The organism is Streptomyces sp. SID10853 (genome assembly GCF_010548145.1).
Lineage (GTDB): Bacteria > Actinomycetota > Actinomycetes > Streptomycetales > Streptomycetaceae > Streptomyces.
Map to the genome: position 1 here is coordinate 1 of NZ_JAAGLN010000440.1, position 2,327 is coordinate 2,327.

Annotated in this window: 2 protein-coding genes and 1 pseudogene; all 3 read right to left on the minus strand. The window is 73.8% G+C overall.

Features of this window, described 5'->3' with window-relative positions:
- The coding region (locus G3I19_RS36055; protein ID WP_203601138.1) for a beta-ketoacyl synthase N-terminal-like domain-containing protein at positions 1–872 on the minus strand (872 nt) is incomplete at its 3' end.
- Positions 869–2,134, minus strand: coding sequence for a beta-ketoacyl-[acyl-carrier-protein] synthase family protein (locus G3I19_RS36060; protein WP_164267890.1), 1,266 nt, complete (start codon positions 2,132–2,134; stop codon positions 869–871). The genes G3I19_RS36060 and G3I19_RS36055, both read right to left, overlap by 4 nt.
- Positions 2,134–2,327, minus strand: a pseudogene (locus G3I19_RS36065) (thioesterase); the annotation flags it as partial. The pseudogene G3I19_RS36065 and the gene G3I19_RS36060, both read right to left, overlap by 1 nt.

Here is a 2,327-nt window from a genome sequence, read left to right on the forward strand (position 1 = left end):
GCCGCGTCCAGCAGCCGGGGTGCGCCGCGTCCCGGTGCCGGGTCGAAGGTGGCGGCGCAGCCCTCGACGGTGGCGAGCACCCGGGCGCCGCGGGCGTGCGCGGCATCGCTGTCCTCCAGGACCAGCAGGGCCCCGCCCTCCCCCACGACGTGTCCGCAGGCGTCGGCGGAGAACGGCAGGTATGCGCGTGCCGGGTCGCGGCTCGTGCTCATGCCGCCGGCCGCCAGGTGTGCGGTGAAGCCCCAGGGGCACACGGTGGCGTCGAAGCCCCCGGTGAGCACGGCGTGGCCGCCCTTGCGCAGCTGGCGCCGGGCCTGTGCCACCGCGTCGAGGCCGCCGGCCTGTTCGGAGACGACGACGCCGCTGGGTCCGCGGAGTCTGTGCCGGATGGAGATCTGGCCGGAGTTGGCGGCGTAGAACCAGGCGAACGACTGGTAGGCGCCGACGTGCCGGCTGCCCTTGCTCCACAGCGCCTGCAGTTCGCGCTGCCCGAACTCGAAGCCGCCCGCGCCGCCTGCCGTGACGACGCCAATGGCGTAGTCGGGCAGGGCCGCCGGATCGAGGTGTGCGCTGGTGAGCGCCTCCGCGGCGGCGGTGAGAGCAAGCCGGGTCACCCGGTCCGTCTGGGGCAGCAGCTTGTCCGGCACGTGGCGGGCGTCGTCGAAGCCGGTGATCTCGCCCGCGAGGCCCACCGGGTAGCCGGTGGTGTCGAAGCGGGTGACGGGCCCGATGGCGCTCCGGCCGTGCAGCATCGCGGACCACCAGGTCTCGGTGCCGACGCCTCCTGGGGCGACGACTCCGATCCCGGTGACGGCGGCACGCATCCCATGGGCGCCCAGCAGTCCGCTGTGCTCGGAGGCGGGCGCGGTCATGCCGCCGTCCTTGTCCGTGCGCCGGTCAGGACCATCGCGCTCTGGAAGCCGCCGAAACCGCTGCCGACGCTGAGTACCGTGTCGGTGCGCTGTTCGCGGGCGACGAGGGGGACGTAGTCGAGATCACAGTCCGGGTCGGGGTCGTGCAGGTTGGCGGTGGGCGGCACGACACCGTGCTCGATGGCCAGCGCGCCGGCGGCGATCTCCAGGGAGCCGATCGCGCCGAGTGAGTGCCCGATCATCGACTTGATGGAGCTGACCGGCACCCGGCGGGCGTGCTCGCCCAGGCTTGTCTTGAAGGCGGCCGTCTCGTGCTTGTCGTTCTGTTTGGTGCCGGAGCCGTGGGCGTTGACGTAGTCGACGGCGGTGGCGTCGAGGCGGGCCTCGTCCAGGGCGACGCGGATGGCTTCCGCCATCTCCCGTCCGTCCAGGCGCAGTCCGGTCATGTGGTACGCGTTGGAGCGGCCGGCGAAGCCCGCGATCTCGGCGTACATGTGGGCGCCCCTGCGGTCGGCGTGCTCCCGTTCCTCCAGGATGAGGACCGCGCTGCCCTCGCCCAGCACGAAGCCGTTGCGGGTGCGGTCGAAGGGGCGGGAGGCGCTCTCCGGTTCGTCGTTGCGGGCCGAGGTGGCACGGATCGCGTCGAAGGAGGCGAGTGTGATCGGGGTGATCGGGGCTTCCGACGCGCCGGCCACCATCACATCCGCGCTGCCCTCGCGGATGAGTTCCGCCGCGTGTCCCAGCGAGTCGAGGCCGGAGGTGCAGCCGGTGGACACGACGGTGACGGGGCCCAGCGCCCCTGTTTCGCGGGCTACTTCGGCGGCTACGGAGCTCGGCACGAGATAGTCGCCGAGCCGCTCCTGGGCCCGTGCCGGGTCGAGGAGCCAGCGGCTTCCGCCCTCGCTGACATGGGCGTACACCTCGTCGAGTCCGCTGCTGCAGCCGACGGCGGTGCCCAGGGCCACCCCGGTGCGCTCGCCCCGGGCCGCGGGGTCGATCCCGCTGTCGGCGACCGCCTCCCGGGCGGCGACCAGGGCGAACTGGGCGACCCGGTCCAGGCGGTGTGCCTCGTTCGCCCCGAACCCGTGGTGTGCCGGGTCGAAGTCTGCCTCGGCGGCGACCTGTGAGCGGAACGAGCCGGCGTCGAAGCGCGTGATGCGGCGGGTGGCGGTGCGGCCCTCGGTCAGCATCGACCAGAACGCCTTGGTGCCGATCCCGCCGGGGGCGACCACCCCGATGCCGGTGATGACGACGCGTCGCATCAGCTGCTCACCCCTGCCGGTTCCGGCGTCAGCCGGCGCACGACGCGGGCCGCGCGCCCCACCAGGCGGGGCAGTTCGGGGCCGCGGACGAAGAAGTGGTCGCCGGGCACAGTGCGCGCGGTGAAGCGGCCGGTGGTCCACAGCCGCCACCGCGCCATCGCCCGGGGCTGCGCCAGCGGGTCGGCGGCGCCGG